This is a genomic window from Sphingomonas kyeonggiensis, assembly GCF_014196745.1.
Taxonomy (GTDB): Bacteria; Pseudomonadota; Alphaproteobacteria; order Sphingomonadales; family Sphingomonadaceae; genus Sphingomonas; species Sphingomonas kyeonggiensis.
The window spans coordinates 227,403-242,600 of the sequence record NZ_JACIEH010000004.1 but is presented as its reverse complement, the minus strand read 5'-3'; the positions used below and the strand labels follow the sequence as shown (position 1 = coordinate 242,600).

16 protein-coding genes are annotated in these 15,198 nt (G+C 67.7%); 12 read left to right on the top strand and 4 right to left on the bottom strand.

The window, feature by feature from the left end; all coding sequences use genetic code 11:
* Nucleotides 1-30: 30 nt before the first annotated feature.
* Together GGR46_RS22690 and GGR46_RS22685 are read right to left on the bottom strand one after the other, a co-directional pair.
* Nucleotides 31-1,617 (bottom strand): serine hydrolase, encoded by a 1,587-nt coding sequence (locus GGR46_RS22690; protein WP_184000345.1) that lies wholly within the window; start codon nt 1,615-1,617, stop codon nt 31-33.
* Nucleotides 1,618-1,662: 45 nt separating this feature from the next.
* Entirely contained in the window at nt 1,663-2,229 is a 567-nt protein-coding gene (locus tag GGR46_RS22685; protein ID WP_184000344.1) for an HNH endonuclease, read from the bottom strand.
* A 98-nt stretch (nt 2,230-2,327) separates the two neighbouring features.
* On the opposite strand from GGR46_RS22685, the gene GGR46_RS22680 reads away from it, so the two are divergent.
* The 7 genes from GGR46_RS22680 (at nt 2,328) to egtD (ending at nt 8,402) form a co-directional block, all read left to right on the top strand.
* Nucleotides 2,328-3,311 (top strand): glutamyl-Q tRNA(Asp) synthetase, encoded by a 984-nt coding sequence (locus tag GGR46_RS22680; RefSeq protein WP_184000343.1) that lies wholly within the window; start codon nt 2,328-2,330, stop codon nt 3,309-3,311.
* Nucleotides 3,312-3,320: 9 nt separating this feature from the next.
* Nucleotides 3,321-3,554 carry a twin transmembrane helix small protein gene (locus tag GGR46_RS22675; RefSeq protein WP_184000342.1) on the top strand — a complete coding sequence of 78 codons (234 nt, stop codon included), beginning with the start codon at nt 3,321-3,323 and terminating at the stop codon, nt 3,552-3,554.
* 46 nt (nt 3,555-3,600) lie between these two features.
* A complete protein-coding gene (locus tag GGR46_RS22670; RefSeq protein WP_184000341.1) occupies nt 3,601-4,236 on the top strand; it encodes a LysE family translocator in 636 nt (211 codons plus the stop codon).
* A gap of 44 nt (nt 4,237-4,280) precedes the next feature.
* Entirely contained in the window at nt 4,281-5,150 is an 870-nt protein-coding gene (locus GGR46_RS22665; protein ID WP_184000340.1) for a class I SAM-dependent methyltransferase, read from the top strand.
* A 188-nt stretch (nt 5,151-5,338) separates the two neighbouring features.
* Nucleotides 5,339-5,884, top strand: coding sequence for a cob(I)yrinic acid a,c-diamide adenosyltransferase (locus tag GGR46_RS22660; protein WP_184000339.1), 546 nt, complete (start codon nt 5,339-5,341; stop codon nt 5,882-5,884).
* 159 nt (nt 5,885-6,043) lie between these two features.
* Nucleotides 6,044-7,309 (top strand): ergothioneine biosynthesis protein EgtB, encoded by a 1,266-nt coding sequence (egtB, locus tag GGR46_RS22655; RefSeq protein ID WP_184000338.1) that lies wholly within the window; start codon nt 6,044-6,046, stop codon nt 7,307-7,309.
* A gap of 115 nt (nt 7,310-7,424) precedes the next feature.
* Entirely contained in the window at nt 7,425-8,402 is a 978-nt protein-coding gene (gene egtD, locus GGR46_RS22650) for an L-histidine N(alpha)-methyltransferase (protein WP_184000337.1), read from the top strand.
* 160 nt (nt 8,403-8,562) lie between these two features.
* On the opposite strand, the gene GGR46_RS22645 is transcribed toward egtD, so the two are convergent.
* Entirely contained in the window at nt 8,563-9,240 is a 678-nt protein-coding gene (locus tag GGR46_RS22645) for a queuosine precursor transporter (protein WP_184000336.1), read from the bottom strand.
* Between the two features lie 318 nt (nt 9,241-9,558).
* Here GGR46_RS22645 and GGR46_RS22640 point away from each other — a divergent pair, with 318 nt between their 5' ends.
* Both GGR46_RS22640 and GGR46_RS25605 read left to right on the top strand, forming a co-directional pair.
* On the top strand, nt 9,559-10,854 hold the full coding sequence (locus GGR46_RS22640) for a NupC/NupG family nucleoside CNT transporter (protein ID WP_184000335.1): 1,296 nt from the start codon (nt 9,559-9,561) through the stop codon (nt 10,852-10,854).
* Between the two features lie 192 nt (nt 10,855-11,046).
* Nucleotides 11,047-11,943: a PilZ domain-containing protein gene (locus GGR46_RS25605; RefSeq protein WP_184000334.1), complete on the top strand. Its 897-nt coding sequence runs from the start codon at nt 11,047-11,049 to the stop codon at nt 11,941-11,943.
* On the opposite strand, the gene GGR46_RS22630 is transcribed toward GGR46_RS25605, so the two are convergent.
* Complete coding sequence (locus tag GGR46_RS22630) at nt 11,940-12,809, bottom strand: 3-hydroxyacyl-CoA dehydrogenase NAD-binding domain-containing protein (protein WP_184000426.1); 870 nt, start codon at nt 12,807-12,809, stop codon at nt 11,940-11,942. The genes GGR46_RS25605 and GGR46_RS22630 overlap by 4 nt on opposite strands.
* Before the next feature lie 62 nt (nt 12,810-12,871).
* On the opposite strand from GGR46_RS22630, the gene GGR46_RS22625 reads away from it, so the two are divergent.
* From GGR46_RS22625 to GGR46_RS22615, 3 genes are all read left to right on the top strand, one after another.
* The gene (locus tag GGR46_RS22625) at nt 12,872-13,861 is read left to right on the top strand and encodes a DUF1176 domain-containing protein (RefSeq protein WP_184000333.1); all 990 of its coding nucleotides are present in this window, start codon (nt 12,872-12,874) and stop codon (nt 13,859-13,861) included.
* Between the two features lie 38 nt (nt 13,862-13,899).
* On the top strand, nt 13,900-14,796 hold the full coding sequence (gene argB, locus GGR46_RS22620) for an acetylglutamate kinase (protein ID WP_184000332.1): 897 nt from the start codon (nt 13,900-13,902) through the stop codon (nt 14,794-14,796).
* 83 nt (nt 14,797-14,879) lie between these two features.
* Nucleotides 14,880-15,191, top strand: coding sequence for a YggT family protein (locus GGR46_RS22615; RefSeq protein ID WP_343058312.1), 312 nt, complete (start codon nt 14,880-14,882; stop codon nt 15,189-15,191).
* Nucleotides 15,192-15,198 lie beyond the last annotated feature (7 nt).

Below are 15,198 nucleotides of genomic sequence, written 5' to 3'. Positions count from 1 at the left end.
GCATCTGTATTACTACAATAACACAGTTGATTACGGCACCGGCACGAAGGCAAGATGCTGATAATCATAGCTGAAGTCGGCCAGCGGCGAGAGCGCCTCCATGGTCACGCCGGTCACCTTGCCGTCCTTGACCTGGAAGCGGACGATGGCGTCCTCGCCGGCATCCTTGGCGAAGCGGGTGCGGAAGGTGTCGGGTCCCCAGGGTTCGAGCACGCTCTTGAACACCGGGGTCGGGGTGAAGTCGATCCACAGCTTGCCGCTTTTGGTCGTCACCACGACATCGCCGTACCAGGGATCGCGGTAGCGCCCGGCATAGCCCGCCAGCGGCAGCGAGGGGTCGCCGGCCGGCGCCTTGTCGACGCCGCCCTCGACGCTCGCCAGCGCCTCGTCCTGTGCCGCCTTCTGCCGGGTGCGGTAGCTCGCCACCCAGTCGAACGCCGGCGCGTCGATCAGCCGGTCGAGGATCGCGTTGCGGATCGCGGCGGAGACGCCTTCCTCGACATTGCTCAGCACCGACACGCCGATCCCGCGCGACGGCAGCAGCCCGGTATAGGTCACCTGGCCGGAGAGCCCGCCGCTGTGCTGGATCATCCGCATGCCGCGGTAATCCTGGACGAACCAGCCCAGCGCATAGGCGGCGAGCACCGGCCGCGCCGGGTTTTCCGCAGTCGGGCCGTCGCTCGACGCGGTGATCGTCTGCGGTTTCCACATCTCCTTGGCCTGGGCGGTCGACCAGAGCTGCTTGCCGTCGGGCAGCTTGCCCTGCGCCAGCTGCACCTGGATCCACTTGGCCATGTCGCTGATGCTGGCGTTGATCCCGCCGGCGGCGTCGACCATCTTGCCTTCGTCGGGCTGGATCACTTCCTGCTTGCCGATGCCGCGCACCGGCGGCCCGAGGCGGGCATGGCGCCCGGCGACATTGTCGGTCTTCAGCGACATCCGCGATCCGACTGCGTCCGCCATGCCCAGTGGCGCGAAGATCCGCGTCTCGACGAACCTGTCCCAGGGCGTGCCGCTGACGCGCTCGATCAGCAGCCCGGCGACGATGTAGAGGATGTTGTCGTAGTCATAGCCCGCCCGGAAACCGCGCGCCGGCTTCAGGTGCGGCAGCGCCTTGAGCGCATCGGCGGCGACGTGCAGGCCCGCGGGGAAGAACATCAGGTCGCCGGCGCCCAGAGGAAGTCCGGAACGATGCACCAGAAGGTCGCGCACCGTCATCATCTGGGTGACCGCGGGATCGGACATGCGGAACTCGGGCAGGTGCTTCACCACCGGGTCTTCCCAGCCGAGCTTGCCTTCGTCGACGAGCAGCGCCAGCGCGGCGGCGGTGAACGCCTTGGAGTGCGAGGCGATGCCGAAGCGGGTATGGGCGTCCACCGGTGCGGGCTTGCCGAGCGTGCGCACGCCATATCCCTTGGTGAAGGCGGGCAGGCCCGGCCGCACCACGGCGACCGCGATGCCCGGAGTCTCGAACGCGCTCAGGAAAGGCTGGACGATCGCATCGATCGCCGCTTCGTCCAGCGCCGCCGCCAGGGCGAGCCGAGGAAACGCCAGCGCGCTAGCGCCGCCCAGCGACAGGGCCAGCGCCGTGCGCCGGTCGATGGTGAAACCGCTCATGCCTATATCCCCCGGAACAGGTCGTTACCGGACAATGCTAGCAGATCAGGCCAGCAGCTCCACATCCCAGTAGAGCCAGTCGCGCCAGGTATCGTGGAGATAATTGGGAGGGTAGCGCCGGCCATGCTCCTGGAGCTGCCAGCTGGTCGGCCGTATCGGCTGGAGATAGAGGGGCATGGCGGCCTGCTGAGGCGTGCGCCCGCCCTTCTTCAGGTTGCAGGGCGCGCAGGCAGTGGCGACATTTTCCCAGGTGGTGCGCCCGCCCTGGGCGCGGGGAATGACATGGTCGAAGGTGAGGTCGCGGTGGCTGCCGCAATATTGGCAGACGAACTTGTCGCGAAGGAAGAGATTGAACCGGGTGAAGGCGGGGAATTGCGAAGGTCTGACATATTGTTTGAGCGCGATGACCGAAGGAAGCTTCAGCCTCGCGCTGGGACTTCGCACCTCGCGTTCGTAATAGGAGACGACGTCCACCCTATCGAGGAACAGCGCCTTGACCGCCGTCTGCCAGGGCCAGATGCTCAGCGGATAATAGCTCAGGGGCGTATAATCGGCATTGAGCACAAGGGCAGGGCAGCTGTCCGGATGGCGGATCAGATCGGGATGATACATGCGCTCCCTCGCCCAGTTCGTGGTGGCACGCATCTCGCCGAGAAGCGTGACGCAGTGATGACAGCATATGCCGCGACTCGTGGTCAAGGGCCGGTTTGATGGTTATCCACACCCGATTCGCGCCGAGCCCGACGGGGCGCCTGCACCTCGGGCACGCCTGGTCGGCGATCCAGGCGCACGACTATGCCCGGGCGCATGGCGGCACCTTCACGCTGCGCATCGAGGACATCGACGGCACCCGCTCGCGCCCCGAGCATGTCGAGGCGACCCTGCGCGATCTCGAATGGCTGGGCTTGGCCTGGGATGGGGAGGTGACCTTCCAGTCCCGACGCCTGCACCTGTACGAAGCGGCTCTGGATCACCTGCGGGCGATGGGCCTGCTCTACCCCTGTTTCTGCACCCGGGCCGACATCGCCGCGAGCCTCACCGCCCCGCATGGCCCGGAGGGTGCGCTCTATCCGGGCACCTGCCGGGGGCTGGTGGCGCCTGACCTGAGCAAGCCGCATTGCTGGCGGCTGGATGTGACGGGCGCCCTCAAAATCCTCCCCGAGCTTGTCTCGGGGAGGGGGGCCATTCGCGCAGCGAATGGTGGAGGGGCCGCCGGCGAAGACGGCGGTGTCCCGCCGCCGCCCCTCCACCACCGGCCTGCGGCTGGCGGTCCCCCTCCCCGAGACAAGCTCGGGGAGGATTTGCTGTTCTGGAACGACGTCTTTGCCGGCCGCATCCTCGCCGACCCAGCCTCCGCCGGCGACGTCGTCCTCGCCCGCAAGGACGCGCCGGCCAGCTACCACCTCGCCGTCACTATGGACGACGCGGCCCAGGGCATCACCCATGTCGTGCGCGGGGTGGACCTGTTCGCAGCCACTCATGTCCACCGCCTGCTCCAGGCGCTGCTCGGCCTGCCGACCCCGGAATACCGCCACCACCCGCTTCTTCTCGGCCCCGACGGCACCCGCCTCGCCAAGCGCCACGGCGCGCCTGGCCTCGAGGCGATGCGGCTGGCGGGAGAGGACGGCCGCGCGCTCGCCGACCGGTTGCGCGAAGGACAACTGCCGGTTGGCATCGCCGCGGCACAGGCGTAAGCTCCGCCCATGATCTTCCTGGCCTTCCTCCTGCTCGCGGCGATGTTCGCCACCCTGTTCATCCTCATCAAGGGGCTGGTGAACATGGCGCAGACGACCAGCCAGGACCTGGAAGGCACCGGCGACGGCCCGAGTCCGCGCGCGCTCAAGTCGCAGAAGCTGATGCAGCAGCGCATCCTGTTCCAGGCGATTGCGATTGCGGTGATCGCGCTGATCCTGATCATGATGTCGGCCAAGGGCTGACGCGCCGGGCCGCACGGCCCTTTTCCCACGTTCCAAGGTTGCCGCGATGACTCTCCAGACCTGGTGGCTGTTCGTCATGGCCGTGTTCCTGCTTTCGGGAACCCCCGGCCCCAACATGCTCCACATCCTCCAGCGCAGCGTCGATTTCGGCGTGCGGCGCACGGTGGTGGCGATGGCCGGCTGCCTGGCCGGGCTGGTGACGATCCTCGCCGCCTCCGCCGCCGGGCTCACCGCGCTGCTGCTCGCCATCCCGGGCGCGTTCGAAGTGCTGCGCTGGCTCGGCACCGGCTATCTGGTCTGGCTCGGCATCAAGGCCTGGCGCGCCGATCCGACCCCGCTCGACGTGACCGACGACGCCGCGCTCGCCGACCGCCGGCTGAGCCCCGCCCAGCTCTTCCGCGGCGGCTTCGCGATCAGCATCTCCAATCCCAAGGCTTTGCTCTTCGCCGCCGCCTTCTTCCCCCAGTTCGTCAGCGCCGCCGCGCCCAAGCCGCCGCAGTTCGCGATCCTGGTGCTGACCTTCGCGGTGGTCGAGTGCTTCTGGTACGGCGTCTATGCGCTGGGCGGTCGCGGCCTCGCCCGCCATCTCGCGCGCCCGTCGCTCAAGAAATGGTTCAACCGGATGACGGGAACGATCTTCATCGGTTTCGGCCTGCTGTTGCTCCGCTCGAAGCACGCCTGAGCGCCGCGCGCTCTATAATTCAGGGGTAACCACCAGGATGCCCCATGACCTTCGGAACCTTCATCGCGCCCGACGAGACGCTCCACGACGTGGCGGATCCCGCCGCGGCGCTCGGCATCCCGATGTATTCGGGCTACCAGACCAAGCGCCTGATGGACGAGTTCCAGGGTCAGAACCGCATCTTCGATCGCATCGCCGAACGGGTCTGCGCGCTCAGCCTTCCCTATGAGGACCAGTGCTCGCCGCAATATTATCACGACATCGTCCGCACCCTGCGCGACTATAACGGCCAGTTCGACCGCGTCGTCGAAGTCGGCGTCTTCATGGGCGGCGCCACCGCCTATCTCGGCGGCTGCGTCGAGCCGTTCGACTTCGATCTCGACCTGGTCGACGTCTCCGCCGAATATCTGCGTTTCGCCTATGAGCGCACCCGCCGCACCTTCCCCGAGGCGGCCCGGCGCATGCGCATCTTCCATGGCGACGTGCCCAGCTATGTCCGCCACGTGATGCTCGAGGAGCGCGGCCGCCGCACGATCGTCCATCACGACGGCGACCATAATTTCACCCAGGTGGTGAAGGACCTCGCGGCGCTGTCCTTCGTGCGCGACGACCTGGTCGCGCTGATCGCGCAGGACACGCATCTGCGCGGCACGCCCGAGTTCATGAACTTCGTGGACATGGCGCTCTACGCGGTGTTCGGCACCGACCTGAACTATAGCGGGATCGGCAGCGCCTATCACGGCGATACCCAGATGACCCAGCCCAACTGCTATCAGGGCAACTATTTCATGCCCGGCGTGGTCGAGGGCGTGGTGGTGCCGATGGCGACCAACCAGTTCCTCTATCCGCACCGGCTGTTCGGCCCCGAGCATTTCCTGCCCCCGGCCCGCGGCGACATCGCCGAAGCGGCGTGACCTTCTAAATTCCTCCCCCAGCTTGCTGGGGGAAGGGGACCGCCGCCGAAGGCGGTGGTGGAGGGGCCGGTGCAACGCGCCGGTGCCCGGCAGGCCCCACCACCATTCGCTTTGCGAATGGTCCCCCTCTCAGAGACAAGCTCGGGGAGGAATTGAGAAGCCGTCGCCTTCGGCGTAGACCCTCGCCCATGGTCAAGCTCAACAAGATCTACACCCGCACCGGCGACGACGGCACCACCGGTCTGGTAGACGGCTCGCGCGTCTCCAAGGCGGATGCGCGGATGGCGGCGATCGGCGATGTCGACGAGGCGAATTGCGCGCTCGGCGTCGCCCGCGCCACGCTCGGCCATCACGCATTCGGCGGCATGCTCGCGCACATCCAGAACGACCTGTTCGATCTCGGCGCCGATCTCGCCACGCCGGCGGGGATCGAGGGCGCGCTGCGCATCACCCCCGGCCAGGTCGCATGGCTCGAGGAGCGGATCGACCATATCAACTCGGCCCTCGCGCCGCTGACCAGCTTCGTGCTGCCCGCCGGCGCCCCCGGTGCGCCCGAGCTCCACCTCGCCCGCGCCGTTACCCGCCGGGCCGAGCGCGCCGCGGTGGCCGCGCGCGCCGGCGCCCAGCCGCTCGCCTATCTCAACCGCCTGTCCGATCTGCTGTTCGTCGCTGCCCGGGCGGTGAACCAGAGCGAGGCCGGGGACGTGCTCTGGATACCCGGCGCGTCGCGCTGACCGATACCTTGGCATAGCTTCCCGGCCCGGCGCCGCCGGCTATCGGCCAGGCGTGAACAAAAGCCGGCGACGTAACGTTCTGATGGGGTACCAGGGGCTTTCCGCGACCCTATATCTCCCCCGGTTGACCGGCGCCGCCGGCCGCGCTAGGAGAACATAATGCGAACGGAAACGGGATCCGCTCCGGCCTCCGGCGCCCTTGGCGCGAAGTTCCGCCGCACCCGCGCACTGAGCGAGGCGCTGGTCCGCCCGCTCTCCGATGCCGATGCCACGATCCAGTCGATGGACGATGCCTCGCCGGCCAAATGGCACCTCGCCCACACCAACTGGTTCTTCGAGACCTTCGTGCTGCGCGACCACGTCCCCGGCTATGCGCTGCACGACGAACGCTGGCCCTTCCTGTTCAACAGCTATTACGAGGCGGAGGGCCAGCGCCACGCGCGTCCTCGCAGGGGCATGCTCTCGCGCCCGAGCCTCGCCGAAGTGCTGGCCTACCGCGCCCATGTCGATGCCGCGCTGATCGAGGCGCTGCCCGATCTGCCCGAGGCAGCCCGGGCCCTGGTCCTGCTCGGCTGCAATCATGAGGAGCAGCACCAGGAGCTGCTGCTCACCGACATCCTCCACCATTTCTCGGTCAACCCGCTCGAGCCCGCGGTCTGGCAGGGTGCACCCAAGGTCCCCGTGGCGATGCCCGGCCCGATCGGCTGGATCACCGGCGCCGAGGGGCTCGTGCAGGCGGGAATCGATTCAAGCGATTCAACATTTTCGTTCGACTGCGAGGGGCCGCGGCACCAGGCACTGCTCACTCCGCATGCCATCGCCGATCGCACCGTGACCAATGGCGAATGGGCCGCCTTCATCGCCGATGGCGGCTATAGCGACCCGCGCCACTGGCTGTCGGACGGCTGGGCCTGGGTGAAGGCCGAGGGGATCGAGGCGCCGCTCTACTGGCGCCGCGACGGGGATGTCTGGACCCGCTTCGGGTTCGACGGCCGCCGCCCGGTCGATCCCGCCGCGCCGGTTACCCATGTCAGCTTCTTCGAGGCCGATGCCTATGCCAGCTGGGCCGGCGCGCGGCTGCCCAGCGAGTTCGAATGGGAAGCCGCGGCTGCGGCGTTCGATCCGGAAAGCGGCAACCAGCTCGACGCCGCCGGCCCGGTCGAGCCGCGCCCGTCGGCGGGCGGCCCGGCCTTTTTCGGCGATGTCTGGGAATGGACCGGCAGCGCCTTCCGGCCCTATCCCGGCTTCCGGCCGGTCGAGGGCGCGGTCGGCGAATATAATGGCAAGTTCATGAGCGGGCAGTTCGTGCTGCGCGGATCGTCCTGCGCCACGCCCCGTGGCCATTCGCGGGCCAGCTGCCGCAACTTCTTCTACCCCCATCAGCGCTGGCAGTTCACCGGCGTCAGATTGGCGAAGGACCTGTGATTTCTCTTTACCGTCACCCCCGCGAAAGCGGGGGCCCATCTCCTGCCCGTGCAGCAGGCGGAACCCATCGGAGATGGGTTCCCGCTTTCGCGGGAATGACGAAAGCCACTGAATCATGCTGAAACAGGAACTCGAAGACGGCCAGGCCAGCCTCGCCGATCCGCATTTCCGTGCCGATGTGTTGAGCGGGCTCGAGGCACGGCCGCGCGCCATCCCGGCGCGCTGGTTCTACGATCGCCGCGGCTCGGAGCTGTTCGAGGAAATCACCCAGCTCCCCGAATATTACCCCACCCGCACCGAGACCGAGCTGCTCCGCAAGACCGGCCCCGAGCTCGGTGCGCTGGCGGCGCGCGGCGCGGCGGTGGTCGAGTTCGGCTCGGGTTCCTCGGTCAAGACTCCGCTGCTGCTGCGTGCCATCGATCCCGCCGCCTATGTGCCGATCGATATTTCGGGCGATTTCCTCCGCCAGTCCGCCGCGCAGCTCGGCCAGGCGTTCCCGGGCCTGCCGGTCTATCCGGTCGAGGCTAATTTCCTCCGCCCGGTGCCGCTGCCCGAGCAGGTGGGCGGCATGCCCAAGCTCGGTTTCTTCCCAGGCTCGACGATCGGCAACATGCAGGCCTTTCATGCGGTCAATCTGCTGCGCGCGATGCGCGACTGGCTGGGCGAGGGCGCGCGGCTGCTGATCGGCATGGACCGGATCAAGGCGCCGGAGGTGCTGGTGCCGGCCTATGACGATGCCCAGGGCGTCACCGCGGCGTTCAATCTCAACCTGCTCGAACGGATCAACCGCGAGCTGGGCGGCACGATTCCCGTGGAGGCCTTCCGCCACGTCGCCCTGTGGAATGACGATGCCGCGCGGATCGAGATGCATCTCGAGGCGGTGCGCGACATGGAGTTCGCGGTCGATGGCCGGCCGTTCCGGATGGCGGCGGGCGAGACGATCCACACCGAGAACAGCCACAAATATGGCCGCAACGGCGCCCGCCAGCTGCTGCGCGCCGGCGGCTGGACCCCGATCCGCGAATGGACCGACCCGAACGACTGGTTCGCCCTGATCCTTTGCGAAGCCCAGCCGATCCGGCTGGCGCCCTGATAAATTCCTCCCCGAGCTTGTCTCGGGGAGGGGGACCATTGCACAGCAATGGTGGAGGGGCCGACGACGAAGCCGGCGGTGTTCCACCGCCGCCCCTCCACCACTCGCTTCGCGAGCGGTCCCCCTCCCCCAGCAAGCTGGGGGAGGAATTGTCAGAAACTCAATTCAGCCCGCGCCGTCCATCCAGGCTGCGCCCGAACGCGACGAACAGGTAGATCAGCGCCGGCACCAGCACGATGCTCAGCACCACCTTGCTCAGCATCTGGCCGACGAGCAGTTCGCCGATCGGGAACACGCCATAGAATGCGACGGTGACGAAGATCAGCGTGTCGGCGATCTGGCTCAGCACCGAAGCGATCGCGGCACGCAGCCAGAGCAGCTTGCCCCCGCCGCTCTTCAGCGCCGAGAAGATGGTGACGTTGAGGATCTGCGAGATGCCATAGGCGATGATTCCGCCCAGCCAGATGCGCGGCGTGCCGCTCATCATCAGCTCGAAGGCGTGCAGCCGGTCGGGTGCCATGCTCGGGGAGGGCGGCAAGCCGAGGACGAGCATCGAGAGCAGGACGGAGGTGACCAGCGGCACGAAACCGATCAGCACCAGCCGCCGCGCCGTGTCCGGCCCGTGCAGCTCGGCGACCGCGCTCGAGACCGCGACGAGCAACAGGAAGGCGAAGATCCCGGCTTCCACCGCGAGCGGGCCGACGCCCACCCAGTTGCCGATCTGCGAGATCGGGCCGAGCGCAACCTGCTTGTTGCCCAGCACGCCGGCGATGCAGACCATGCCGCCATAGAAGATCGAGAGGAAGAAGAGCGAACGCGGGATGCGAATGGTGTCCATGGGCGGACGCTAGCGGGAAATGTTCGTACCGCAAGTCCCGGGGGCTTTTGGGCTTGACATCGTTCCTGGTTTGTTCTATGTAGGGTCCGAGATCTCGAAAATCCCGTTCCTTCCATCACTCGCCGGGCTGTCTTCGCCGGGCGGGGCCGCGGAGCGTTTGCCCACGCGTGCGGGTGCCTGCGATCGCGCGCGGCGATGTCGGGAACTTTGTGAACTTCCGTCACGCGGCTTCTGCGGGGAACGGAGTCGGCTGCCTCTGGCCATGCGGGTGCGAGCGTGTATGCTCACAGGCTTGGGCGTTTGCCTTGGGGGTAGAAGTTGAATCAGTTTCCGATCGGCATCTTCGGCGTGCTCGCGATCCTTGGCATCGCGTTCCTGCTGTCGTCGAACAAGCGCGCGATCAATCTGCGCGTGGTGGGCGCTGCCTTCCTCCTCCAGGCGGGCATCGCCGCGCTGGTGCTGCGGACCAGCTGGGGCCAGGCGGCGCTGCACGGCATGTCGAACGGAGTCTCGGCGCTGCTCGGCTATGCCGGCGCCGGTACCAGCTTCCTGTTCGGCCCGCTCGCCAAGCCCGAACTGGGCGGCCAGAGCTTCGCCATCGCGGCGCTGCCGGTGATCATCTTCTTCGCGGCCCTGGTCTCGATCCTCTACCATCTCGGCGTGATGCAGTTCGTGGTCCGCTGGATCGGCGGCGCGATCGAGAAGGTGGTGGGCACCACCAAGGTCGAGTCCCTCTGTGCCGCCGCGAACATCTTCGTCGGCCAGAGTGAATCGCCGCTGGTGATCCGCCCCTATCTGGCGCGGCTCACCCCGTCGCAGCTCTTCGCGGTGATGACCGTCGGCATGGCCGGCGTCGCCGGCACCATCCTCGCCGCCTATGCCAGCCTGCTCGGCCCGGCTTCGCTGCCCTATCTCCTCGCCGCCTCGTTCATGGCGGCGCCGGGCGGGCTGTTGATGGCCAAGATCATGATGCCCGACACGCCCGTGCAGGCGGGTGAGCTGCCGCTCGGCGACGATGCTGAGGACGCGGCGATCAAGGTCGCCGAGCACGATATCGAGGAAGAGCGCGCCGCCAACATCATCATGGCCGCGGCCTCGGGCGCGTCGACCGGTGTGAAGATCGCGGTGGCGGTCGGCGCGATGGTGCTGGCCTTTGTCGCGCTGGTCGCGCTTGCCAACGGCCTGCTCGCCGGCGCGGGCAACTGGGTCTACGAGCTGAGCGGCCATGCCGCCTGGGCGCAGGTCTTCCAGAATCTCAGCTTCCAGAAGATCATCGGCACGGTCTTCGCGCCGGTCATGTACCTGCTCGGCATCTCCTGGCACGAGGCGACCGCGGCGGGCGGGCTGTTCGGCACCAAGGTTGTGCTCAACGAGTTCGTCGCCTTCATCGATCTCGGCGCGATGACCGATATCGCGCCGCGTACCCGTGCGATCATCACTTTTGCGCTATGTGGCTTCGCCAATTTCAGCTCGATCGCGATCCAGATGGCGGCGACCGGCAGCCTGGCGCCCAACCAGCGGCCGATGATCGCCAAGCTCGGCGTCCGCGCGCTGATCGCCGGCAGCCTCGCCAACCTGATGAGCGCGGCACTGGCGGGACTGCTACTCCCCTGAGGCGTTAACCTTTTGGATACCGCCGTTTCGGTAGAATTACGTATATACGCAGGCACAACGCTGCGCCGGGGGCGCGCTGTACCTGCCAAGAACAACCGACATCGGATGGAGAGCGGGTCGCGCGCCATCATGTGCCGTGCCACGGGCCGGCCTTGTGATGTGCGCTCTCCAGAACAGTAGCTGGAGTAATGCGTGACCAATTTCATCGCCACCGGTCCGGACGCGCGTCCGCTCCGCATCCTGCGCCGGCCGCCGCCGACACCCGGCGAGGAAGCGCTTGGCCGGGTGCGGGACTGCCTGCAGCTCGCCTTTCATCCGCCCGGTATCGGCGGAGTGGCGCCTAGCCAATCCCTGCCGAGGATCGTTTCCGCATCGAAACGTTCCAGACATCAGGTGGACGCATATTCGCCGCGGGTCACAACAGACAAGCCGTTGGAGGCGAACATCTCCCGCACCGAAATCTCCTTCCAGCCCGAAGTGCCGACCATGGACCGTAGAAGCGACGATCGTTCGAAGATCTCGGTCTATCGGTCCGCGATGCTGCGATGGGACGGTTATGAGGCGCTCTGCCTGATCCGCAATATCTCGCCCGGCGGGCTGATGGGGAAGCTCCATACGAGCCTCTCCCCCGGCGAGCCGGTGACGGTCGAGATCCGCTCGGGCAACGAGATCGCCGGGCATGTCGCCTGGTCGGATGACGGCATGGTCGGCGTGCAGTTCGACGAGAAGATCGACGTGCTCGAGGTGCTGCATGCGCCGGTGCACGGCGATCCCGGGCTGACCCAGCGCATGCCGCGGCTGCGCATCGCCTGCCCGGTGAGCCTGGTCGCCGAGGGACTGCGGGTGAGCGTCACCCTGGTCGACGTGTCCCAGGGCGGGGTGAAGGTCGAGGCTGATTTCCTGCGGGAAGGCGATGAGGTGACGGTGAGCGTGCACGGGCTGGAAGCCCGCCGCGGCGTGGTGCGCTGGGCGCATGACGGCCGTGCCGGGATCGCCTTTCTCGCGGCGATCCCGTTCGACACGCTGGCCAGATGGGCGCTCGACCGCCAGGCCGAGCTGACCCAGGCGGAGGCGGAGGCCGGCGCCTAGCGCGTCGGCACCGGCTCCGCGCCCGAATAGTCGTAGAAGCCGCGCTTGGTCTTGCGGCCGTACCAGCCGGCCTCGACATATTTCACCAGCAGCGGCGCCGGGCGGAACTTGGGATCGCCGGTGCCCTCGAACAGCACGCGGGTGATCTCGAGACAGGTGTCGAGCCCGATGAAGTCGGCCAGGGTGAACGGCCCCATCGGATGGTTGAGGCCCAGCTGGCATGCGGCGTCGATGTCCGGGATCGTCGCCACGCCTTCGCCCAGCGCGAAGCAGGCCTCGTTGAGCATCGGCATCAGCACGCGGTTGACGATGAAGCCCGGCGCGTCATTGGCATGGACGATGCGCTTGCCCAGCGACTGGCCGAACTTCTCGACCGCGGCGACGGTGGCGTCGGAAGTGGCAAGGCCGCGGATCAGCTCGATCAGGCCCATCACCGGCACCGGATTGAAGAAGTGCACGCCCATGAAGCGCGCCGGATCGGGCGAGGCCTGGGCGAGGCGGGTGATCGGGATCGACGAGGTGTTGCTCGCCAGGATCGCCTCGGCGCCCAGCACCTTGCCGACGCTCTCGAAGATCTGGCGCTTGATCGCCTCCCGCTCGGTCGCCGCCTCGATCACCAGGTCGCAGGGCGCGAAACTGTCGGTACCGCCGACACAAGTGATGCGGCCCAGCGCCGCCTCGGCATCGGCCGCACTGATCTTCTCCTTCTCGACCGCGCGGGCGAGCTGCTTCGCGATCCCCGCCTTGCCGGCCTCGGCGCGCGCCTGATCGACGTCGGAGAGCAACACCGCATAGCCCGCCTGGGCCGAGACCTGCGCAATGCCCGCGCCCATCTGCCCCGCACCGATCACGCCAACCGTCTTCATCATCATCTCTCCTTTGGCGCCGCTCCTATCGATTCGAAGGCGGATCGGCTAGGCTCGGCGCCATGCTGCTCCTCGCCTTCCTCCTCGCCGCGCCGGTCCCGCAAGACGATCCCGAGAAACTCTACGGCGACTGGGTGGTAGCCTGCGACAATCTGCACCGCTGCGAGATGACCTCGCTCTTCCCCAATGATGACACGGCGCCGGCGGACGATTCCGCCTATGAAGCCACCATGTCGCTGTCGCGCGAGGCCGGACCGGCGGGCGCGCTCACCGTCGAGGTCTGGCCGTCCGGCGCCCTGAAGGGCAAGGCCTCGATCAGGATCGACGATGCGGTGGTCGCGACCGGCACCATCAGCGACGAAAGCCTGACCTTCCGCGGCGCCGACGCTTCCCGGATCGCCGCGGCCATGCCCAATGGCAAGGTGCTGGCGCTGGTCGACGGTACCGGCAAGCCGGTGGCGCGCATCTCGCTGGCCGGATCCTCGGCCTCGCTGCGCCATATCGATGCGAACCAGGGCCGCGCCGGGACGGTGACGGCGCTGGTCGCCAGGGGCGCCAGGTCCGCCAGCGCCGTGCCCGCCGCCAGGCCGCCCGAGCAGATCGTCGGGCTCCGGCCCTCGGGCAAGGCTGCCACCGTCTCCAGGGCGATGCGCGCGGGCATGGAGAAGCAGAGCGAGTGCGACGGGCTCGATGGCGGCGTCGGCAGCGTGCCCGAAGTCGACACCTATGCGCTCGGCGGCGGCAAGACGCTGGCGCTGCTGCCCTGTGGTTCGGGCGCCTACAACTTCAGCAGCGTCGCCTTCATCGTCGCCGGCGGCAAGGCGGTGCGCGCCGATCTCGACGGCAGCGACGGCGTGCTGGTCAACGCCAGCTTCGACAACGGCATGCTCTCGACCCACAACAAGGGGCGGGGCGTCGGCGATTGCGGCAGCAGCGAAACCTATGTGTGGGACGGCAGGCGCTTCCGGCTGACCGAGGCGCGCGTGATGAGCGAGTGCCGCGGCTCGACCAACTGGCTCGCCACCTACCGCGCCAGGGCCGTCTTCCGCTGAAAGTTGCGGGGGCGCCCCTCTGGCCCTATGGGGCCGCCATGACCAATGCCCCCGATCCCGCGCTGCTCGCCAAGGCCGAAACGCTCGTCGAGGCGCTGCCCTATCTGCAGCGCTATGCCGGCGCGACCTTCGTCGTCAAATATGGCGGCCACGCGATGGGCGATCCCGAGCTGCAGCGCGACTTCGCCGAGGACGTGGTGCTGCTCAAGGCAGTGGGCATCAACCCGATCGTCGTCCATGGCGGCGGCCCGCAGATCGGCGCGATGCTGAAGCGCCTGGGCGTCGAATCGAACTTCGTCGGCGGCCTGCGCGTCACCGATGCCGAGACCGCGCGCATCGCCGAGATGGTCCTGGCCGGATCGATCAACAAGGAGATCGTCAGCTGGATCGGCGCCGCAGGCGGCCGCGCCGTCGGCATCTCGGGCAAGGACGCGGGCCTGGTCACCGCCGAGAAGGTGACCGGCCGCGAGGCCGATCCGCTCCAGGGCATCGAGCGCCATGTCGACCTGGGCTTCGTCGGCGAACCGGTGGCGGTGAACCCGGCGATCCTCCATTCGCTGGCCGAGAAGGACTTCATCCCGGTGGTCGCGCCGATCGCGCTGGGCGCGGACGGGCACACCTACAACATCAATGCCGACACCATGGCCGGCGCGATCGCCAGCGCAACCGGCGCCTCGCGCTTCTTCCTGCTGACCGATGTGGCCGGCGTGCTCGACAAGCAGGGCGAGCTGCTCACCGATCTGGACCGGGCCCGGATAGAAGCGCTCAAGGCCGACGGCACGATCAAGGGCGGCATGATCCCCAAGGTCGAGACCTGCGTCCACGCGGTGGAGCAGGGCGTCGATGCCGCGGTGATCCTCGACGGGCGCATCCCGCACGCGATGCTGCTCGAGATCTTCACCCGGCGCGGCGCGGGCACGCTGGTCCACGCCTGATCCGGCAAGCGACCGGCGATGCCGGGGTTGTTGACGGGCGCGGCCTTGCTTAAGTTCTCGCGCAACCTTTCTCGGAGATCGCCTTGTCCTTCCTCATCATGCTCCTGCAGGTCGCGCAGTATCTGCTGTGGGTGCTCAGCTGGATCATCATCATCCAGGCGATCCTGTCCTGGCTGATCGTGTTCAACGTGATCAACACCTACAACGACTTCGTCCGCTCGGTGTGGCAGACGCTGGAGGCGATCACCAAGCCGATCTACCGGCCGATCCGGCGGATCATGCCCGATTTCGGCGCGCTCGACCTGAGCCCGCTGGTCGCGCTGTTGCTGATCATCATCGTCAAGGACTTTGTCCTCAACTGGGCGATCGCGCAGCTCGCCGGCGCGGTATACTGACGCTGGC

What these genes read in the sequence shown, in the direction of transcription:
- GGR46_RS22680 (WP_184000343.1), top strand. Translation starts at nt 2,328, where the DNA reads ATGGTTATCCACACCCGATTCGCGCCGAGCCCGACGGGGCGCCTGCAC.
- GGR46_RS22645 (WP_184000336.1), bottom strand. Translation starts at nt 9,240, where the DNA reads ATGGACACCATTCGCATCCCGCGTTCGCTCTTCTTCCTCTCGATCTTC.
- GGR46_RS22690 (WP_184000345.1), bottom strand. Translation starts at nt 1,617, where the DNA reads ATGAGCGGTTTCACCATCGACCGGCGCACGGCGCTGGCCCTGTCGCTG.
- GGR46_RS22630 (WP_184000426.1), bottom strand. Translation starts at nt 12,809, where the DNA reads ATGAAGACGGTTGGCGTGATCGGTGCGGGGCAGATGGGCGCGGGCATT.
- GGR46_RS22665 (WP_184000340.1), top strand. Translation starts at nt 4,281, where the DNA reads ATGACCTTCGGAACCTTCATCGCGCCCGACGAGACGCTCCACGACGTG.
- GGR46_RS22675 (WP_184000342.1), top strand. Translation starts at nt 3,321, where the DNA reads ATGATCTTCCTGGCCTTCCTCCTGCTCGCGGCGATGTTCGCCACCCTG.
- argB (WP_184000332.1), top strand. Translation starts at nt 13,900, where the DNA reads ATGACCAATGCCCCCGATCCCGCGCTGCTCGCCAAGGCCGAAACGCTC.
- egtB (WP_184000338.1), top strand. Translation starts at nt 6,044, where the DNA reads ATGCGAACGGAAACGGGATCCGCTCCGGCCTCCGGCGCCCTTGGCGCG.
- egtD (WP_184000337.1), top strand. Translation starts at nt 7,425, where the DNA reads ATGCTGAAACAGGAACTCGAAGACGGCCAGGCCAGCCTCGCCGATCCG.
- GGR46_RS22660 (WP_184000339.1), top strand. Translation starts at nt 5,339, where the DNA reads ATGGTCAAGCTCAACAAGATCTACACCCGCACCGGCGACGACGGCACC.
- GGR46_RS22625 (WP_184000333.1), top strand. Translation starts at nt 12,872, where the DNA reads ATGCTGCTCCTCGCCTTCCTCCTCGCCGCGCCGGTCCCGCAAGACGAT.
- GGR46_RS22670 (WP_184000341.1), top strand. Translation starts at nt 3,601, where the DNA reads ATGACTCTCCAGACCTGGTGGCTGTTCGTCATGGCCGTGTTCCTGCTT.
- GGR46_RS22685 (WP_184000344.1), bottom strand. Translation starts at nt 2,229, where the DNA reads ATGTATCATCCCGATCTGATCCGCCATCCGGACAGCTGCCCTGCCCTT.